We start from the raw sequence: 6,221 nt of genomic DNA, 5'->3' as shown, positions 1-6,221 counted from the left end.
CGCCCGGACACGGCGAGCCCGTCGCTCCCCGGCCCGGCGAACTCCTCGGCGTCGTCCCCCGCCACCCCGGGCACGCCAGGGAACTCAGCGACCGGCTCGGCTACCGCGTCCCGCTGCTCCGCGGCGAACTCCTGATCGACGGCATCGACGCCGTCGACCTCGGCCCGGACCGGGTGCGCGCCCGGATCGTCGCCCCGCCCCACCACGGCGCGGTGTTCTCCGGCACGCTCCGCTCCAACCTCACCCCCCGGGGCGGCGACAGCGACCCGGCCGTGCTCGCGGCCGCGATGCTCGACGACGTACTCGAACTGGTCGGCGGCGACCTGGCCGAGGTCGGCGAGCACGGCCGCAGGCTCTCCGGCGGCCAGCGCCAGCGGCTGCTGCTCGCCCGTGCGCTGCACAGCGACGCCGACCTCGTCGTCCTGGACGAACCCACCACCGCCGTCGACCCGGTGACCGAACAGCGCATCGCCGCCGGGCTGCGCGGCCTGGCCGCCACGACTCTCCTGATCACCACCAGCCGGATCCTGCTCGCCGCCTGCGACCGGGTCGTCGACCTCGGCGGCGCCCGTCCCGAACCGAACGGAACCCCCAGGTGACCCCCGCGCACGGCACCCTGCCCATCGCCGGCACCCGCCGCACCCGCGCGGAGGCCGTCCGCCGGCTCGGCGCGCACCGCGGCCGGCTCGCCCTCTCGCTGCTCACCCTGCTCGGCGGCACGGCCGTCACCCTCGCCACGCCCGCGGTCCTCGGCGCCGTCGTGGACACCGTCGCGGACGGCGGCGGGCGCGGCCGCGTCATGGTGCTCGGCGTCGTCCTCGTACTGGTCGCCGTCGCCGGAGCCGCACTCGCCCACGCCGGCGGCCGGATGCTGGTCGTCCTCGTCCAGGGGGTTCTCGCCGCCCTGCGCGAGGACGTGTTCGAGACCGCGGTCCACCTTCCGGCGCGCACGCTGGAGTCCTCGGACAGCTCCGATGTCGTCTCCCGGGTGACCCGCGATGTCGAAGCCGTCTCGGAGGCGGCCTCCGACGTGCTTCCCGATGTCACCGACGCGGGCTTCACGATCGCCCTGAGCGTGGTGGGCCTCGCGGTCCTCGACTTCCGCCTGGCCCTCGCCGGCCTGGTCTGCCTGCCCGTCCACGTATTCGCCACCCGGCGGTTCCTCGCCCGTTCACACCTCGTGTACGGGGACATCCGCCGGCTGGAGTCCGCGCGCGGCCAGTCCGTCATCGAGGCGGTGCACGGCGCCGAGACCATCCGTACGTACCGGACCCAGGACCGGCACCTCGGCGAACTGGCCGGACACAGCGAACGGGCCATCGCGCGGCAGCGCGACGGCGTACGGCTGCGCAACCGGTTCACCGGACTGCTCAACGCGGCGGAGTTCCTCGGCCTCGCCGCCGTGCTCGTCACGGGCTTCGTGCTCCTGGGCTCCGGAGCCGTCACAGTGGGCGCCGCCACGGCCGCGGCCCTGTACTTCCACCGCCTCTTCGGCCCGGTCGGGGCACTGCTGAGGAGCCTGGACGACATCCAGCGGGCGACGGCGGGACTGTCCCGGCTCGTCGGCGTCATCGACCTGGGCCACGAGAGCGCCACCGGTGGAAGCGGTGACGCCCCGGGCGAAGACCGCGGGACGACCGCCCCGGCGGACGCGCGCCACCGCCCGGCGATCGATGTGAAGGGGGTCTCGTTCTCCTACGACGGCGTCCGCGACGCCCTGCGCGACGTCTCGCTCCACGTGCCACCGGGCACCAGCCTCGCCCTCGTCGGCGCCAGCGGCTCCGGCAAGAGCACGCTCGCCCGGCTGATCGCGGGCCTGGGCGAACCGGACCGCGGGGAGATCAGCACCGGACGGCCGGCGTCCGCCCCGGACCCGGCCCGGTATCTGGTCACCCAGGAGACCCATCTGTTCGGCGGCACCCTGGCGGACAACCTCCGGATCGCCCGGCCCGCCGCCACCGACGACGAACTCCGCCGGGCCCTGCACCGGGCCGGAGCCGGCTGGGCGCTGGAGCCGGAGTGGGGGATCGACACCGTCCTCGGCGACGCCGGCACCCCCCTGGACGAGGGATCGGTCCAGCACCTCGCGCTGGCCCGGGTGCTGCTCGCCGACCCCGACGTCGTCGTCCTCGACGAGGCCACCGCGCAGTCCGGCCCGCAGACCCGCGCACTGCTGCGGACGGCCCTCGAACGCGCCACCCGCGGACGCACCAGCGTGATCGTGGCGCACCACCTGGAACAGGCGCGCGACGCCGACCGCGTCCTCGTCCTCCGCCGCGGCGAGGTCGCCGAGCAGGGCACACACGGCGAACTCCTGGCCTCCGCCGGGGAGTACGCCGCCCTCTGGCACGCGTACACCGCCACCGGCCCCCGCACGGACCCGCCCCCGGACCCCGGTCAGAACCCGCACACGAAGGAGCAGCACCCATGACCATCCACCGCGCCGTGGTGGCCCGCGTACGGCCGCTCACCACGACCATGGCCCGCATCACGTTCCACGGCGAGGGCCTCGCCGCGTTCACCTCCACGGGAGTCGGCGACGAGTACGTCCGCCTGTTCCTGCCGCACGGCCCCGACCGCACGGACGTCTCGCTGCCCGACCCGACGGACAACGGCGGCTGGCACACCCCCGAGGGGCGGCCCGAGGCCCCCGTACGCACCTACACCATCCGGTCCGTCCGCCCGGAGGCCGGCGAGATCGACATCGACTTCGTGCTGCACGGCCACGGGACGGCCTCCGGCTGGGCCGCCGCCGCCCGCCCCGGCGATGTGATCGGCCTCAACTCGCCCACCGGCCTCTACAGCCCCCCGGCCGACCTCGTCCGGCAGGTCCTGGTCTCCGACCTGAGCGGTCTGCCGGCCGTCGGACGCCTCATCGAGAACACCCCGGCCGGCATCACGACCCGGGCCGTCCTCGAAGTCCCCGACCCGTCCTGCGTCCAGCCGCTCCCGGACCGGCCCGAGGTCCGGGTGACCTGGACCTACGGCGGCAACGGCCACGGCCCCAGCCGCCTGGCCGAACTGGTCGCCGCCGCGATCCCGCCCGGCACCGACCTGACCGGCGGCTATGTGTGGGTCGCCGGCCAGACGGACGCCCTGCGCGCCGTACGCCGCTATCTGCGCAGGGAACTGAAGCTGCCCGCCGAACGCTTCAAGGTCGTCGGCTACTGGATGCCGGACGGCGAGTCCTGGACCCGGCGCTACGAAGCGCTGCCCGCCGCCGTACGGTCCGAGCTGGACAGCATGTGGGACAACCCGGCCGACGAGCCCGAGGACCTCGCCATCCGGTACGAGGACCGCCTCAGCGGGCTCGGCCTGTGACCCCCGGAGCGGGCGGACGCGCGGGGGCCGGTGATCGCGCCGGGTCCGCCCCGCTCCGCCCCGGCCGCCGGGAGAGTCCGGCCAGGCCCCGGGGCGACCGCCCAGCGGACCGTATTCGGACCGAAGTTCGAGACGGGGCTGACCAGCATATGACCAGTGGGTAAGGTCGGTGCCGTGCCGAAGCCGCTCAGTCTTCCCTTCGATCCCATCGCCCGCGCCGACGAACTCTGGCAGCAGCGCTGGGGCCCCGTGCCCTCGATGGGGGCGATCACCTCGATCATGCGCGCCCAGCAGATCCTGCTCGCCGAGGTCGACGCGGTCGTCAAGCCGTACGGACTGACCTTCGCCCGGTACGAGGCGCTGGTGCTGCTCACCTTCTCCAAGGCCGGCGAGCTGCCGATGTCCAAGATCGGTGAGCGGCTCATGGTCCACCCCACCTCCGTCACCAACACCGTGGACCGGCTGGTGCGATCCGGCCTGGTCGCCAAGCGCCCCAACCCCAACGACGGCCGCGGCACCCTCGCCTCCATCACCGACAAGGGCCGCGAGGTGGTCGAGGCGGCCACCGAGGAACTGGTCGCCATGGAGTTCGGGCTCGGTGTGTACGACGCCGAGGAGTGCGCGGAGATCTTCGCGATGCTGCGCCCGTTGCGGATCGCCGCCCAGGACTTCGAAGAGGCGTAGAACGGCGTTTCGAGAGCCCGGCCCGCTGCAAGATCGCCCCGGGCGTCCGGTTACGCTCGATGCCATGAAACGCAGTGTGCTGACCCGGTACCGGGTGATGGCCTACGTCACCGCCGTCATGTTGCTGGTGCTCTGCACCTGCATGGTCTTCAAGTACGGCTTCGACACCGGTGAGGGTCTGACGCTCGTCGTCTCGCAGATCCACGGTGTGCTCTACATCATCTACCTGATCTTCGCCTTCGACCTCGGATCCAAGGCGAAGTGGCCGATGGGCAAACTGCTGTGGGTGCTGATCTCCGGCACCATCCCGACGGCCGCGTTCTTCGTCGAGCGCAAGGTCGTCCGCGAGGTCGAGCCGCTGATCGTCGACGGTTCCCCCGCCACCGCCAAGGCCTGACCGGCCGGACTCCGGTCCGCGCCGACACCCCCCCCGAACCGCCCCGTGCGAAGCACCGGGCGGTTTGCCATCGACATTTACTAGGACGTCCTAGTAAATTCGATGGTATGAACGCTGACGCGATCGAGGAAGGCCGCCGCCGCTGGCAGGCCCGTTACGACAAGGCCCGCAAGCGTGACGCGGACTTCACCACGCTCTCCGGGGATCCGGTGGAGCCCGCGTACGGCCCCCGCCCCGGGGACACGTACGAGGGCTTCGAGCGGATCGGCTGGCCCGGCGAGTACCCCTTCACCCGGGGGCTCTACCCGACCGGCTACCGCGGCCGGACCTGGACCATCCGCCAGTTCGCCGGCTTCGGCAACGCCGAGCAGACCAACGAGCGCTACAAGATGATCCTGGCCGCGGGCGGCGGCGGGCTCAGCGTCGCCTTCGACATGCCGACGCTGATGGGCCGCGACTCCGACGACCCCCGCTCGCTCGGCGAGGTCGGGCACTGCGGCGTGGCCATCGATTCCGCCGCCGACATGGAGGTCCTCTTCAAGGACATCCCGCTCGGCGACGTCACGACGTCCATGACGATCAGCGGCCCCGCCGTCCCGGTCTTCTGCATGTACCTGGTCGCCGCCGAGCGCCAGGGCGTCGACCCGGGCGTGCTCAACGGCACGCTCCAGACCGACATCTTCAAGGAGTACATCGCGCAGAAGGAGTGGCTCTTCCAGCCCGAGCCCCATCTGCGCCTCATCGGTGACCTGATGGAGCACTGCGCCCGCGACATCCCCGCCTACAAGCCGCTCTCGGTCTCCGGCTACCACATCCGCGAGGCCGGGGCGACGGCCGCGCAGGAGCTGGCGTACACCCTCGCCGACGGCTTCGGCTACGTCGAGCTCGGCCTCTCCCGCGGCCTGGACGTCGACACCTTCGCGCCCGGCCTCTCCTTCTTCTTCGACGCGCACCTCGACTTCTTCGAGGAGATCGCCAAGTTCCGCGCCGCCCGCCGCATCTGGGCCCGCTGGATGAAGGAGACGTACGGCGCGAAGACCGACAAGGCGCAGTGGCTCCGCTTCCACACCCAGACCGCCGGTGTCTCGCTCACCGCCCAGCAGCCGTACAACAACGTCGTGCGCACCGCGGTCGAGGCGCTCTCGGCGGTCCTCGGCGGCACCAACTCGCTGCACACCAACGCCCTCGACGAGACCCTCGCGCTTCCCTCGGAGCAGGCCGCCGAGATCGCCCTGCGCACCCAGCAGGTGCTGATGGAGGAGACCGGCGTCGCCAACGTGGCGGACCCGCTGGGCGGTTCCTGGTACGTCGAGCAGCTCACCGACCGGATCGAGGCCGACGCCGAGAAGATCTTCGAGCAGATCAAGGAGCGCGGCACCCGGGCCCACCCGGACGGGCAGCACCCCATCGGCCCGATCACCTCCGGCATCCTGCGCGGCATCGAGGACGGCTGGTTCACCGGCGAGATCGCCGAGTCCGCCTTCCGCTACCAGCAGTCGCTGGAGAAGGGTGACAAGCGGGTCGTCGGCGTCAACGTCCACCACGGCTCGGTCACCGGCGACCTGGAGATCCTGCGGGTCAGCCACGAGGTCGAGCGCGAGCAGGTCCGGGTGCTCGGAGGCCGCAAGGACGCCCGCGACGACGCCCGGGTCAAGTCGGCGCTGGACGCGATGCTGGCCGCCGCCCGTGATGGCTCCAACATGATCGCCCCGATGCTGGACGCGGTACGGGCCGAGGCGACGCTCGGCGAGATCTGCGGTGTCCTGCGCGACGAGTGGGGCAGCTACACGGAGCCGCCCGGCTTCTGACGGGGCCGGTA

6 protein-coding genes are annotated in these 6,221 nt (G+C 72.4%); all 6 read left to right on the top strand.

Annotated features, from left to right (window positions below; all coding sequences use genetic code 11):
* Window positions 1-599, top strand: a 599-nt coding sequence (locus tag AADR41_RS30810) for an ABC transporter ATP-binding protein (protein WP_342284824.1), incomplete at its 5' end; no start/stop codon positions are given.
* A complete protein-coding gene (locus AADR41_RS30805) occupies window positions 596-2,431 on the top strand; it encodes an ABC transporter ATP-binding protein (RefSeq protein ID WP_342284823.1) in 1,836 nt (611 codons plus the stop codon). The genes AADR41_RS30810 and AADR41_RS30805, both read left to right, overlap by 4 nt.
* Window positions 2,428-3,321 (top strand): siderophore-interacting protein, encoded by an 894-nt coding sequence (locus AADR41_RS30800; protein ID WP_342284822.1) that lies wholly within the window; start codon window positions 2,428-2,430, stop codon window positions 3,319-3,321. Before AADR41_RS30805 ends, AADR41_RS30800 begins: the two co-directional genes overlap by 4 nt.
* Before the next feature lie 174 nt (window positions 3,322-3,495).
* The gene (locus AADR41_RS30795) at window positions 3,496-4,005 is read left to right on the top strand and encodes a MarR family winged helix-turn-helix transcriptional regulator (protein ID WP_342284820.1); all 510 of its coding nucleotides are present in this window, start codon (window positions 3,496-3,498) and stop codon (window positions 4,003-4,005) included.
* A 64-nt stretch (window positions 4,006-4,069) separates the two neighbouring features.
* On the top strand, window positions 4,070-4,402 hold the full coding sequence (locus tag AADR41_RS30790) for a DUF3817 domain-containing protein (protein WP_342284819.1): 333 nt from the start codon (window positions 4,070-4,072) through the stop codon (window positions 4,400-4,402).
* 107 nt (window positions 4,403-4,509) lie between these two features.
* Entirely contained in the window at window positions 4,510-6,210 is a 1,701-nt protein-coding gene (locus AADR41_RS30785) for an acyl-CoA mutase large subunit family protein (protein WP_342284818.1), read from the top strand.
* Window positions 6,211-6,221 lie beyond the last annotated feature (11 nt).

The organism is Streptomyces sp. CLV115 (assembly GCF_038448545.1).
GTDB classification, from domain to species: Bacteria; Actinomycetota; Actinomycetes; order Streptomycetales; family Streptomycetaceae; genus Streptomyces; species Streptomyces sanglieri.
Note: the sequence above shows the minus strand (reverse complement) of the source record. Positions and strands in the feature narration are given on the sequence as shown.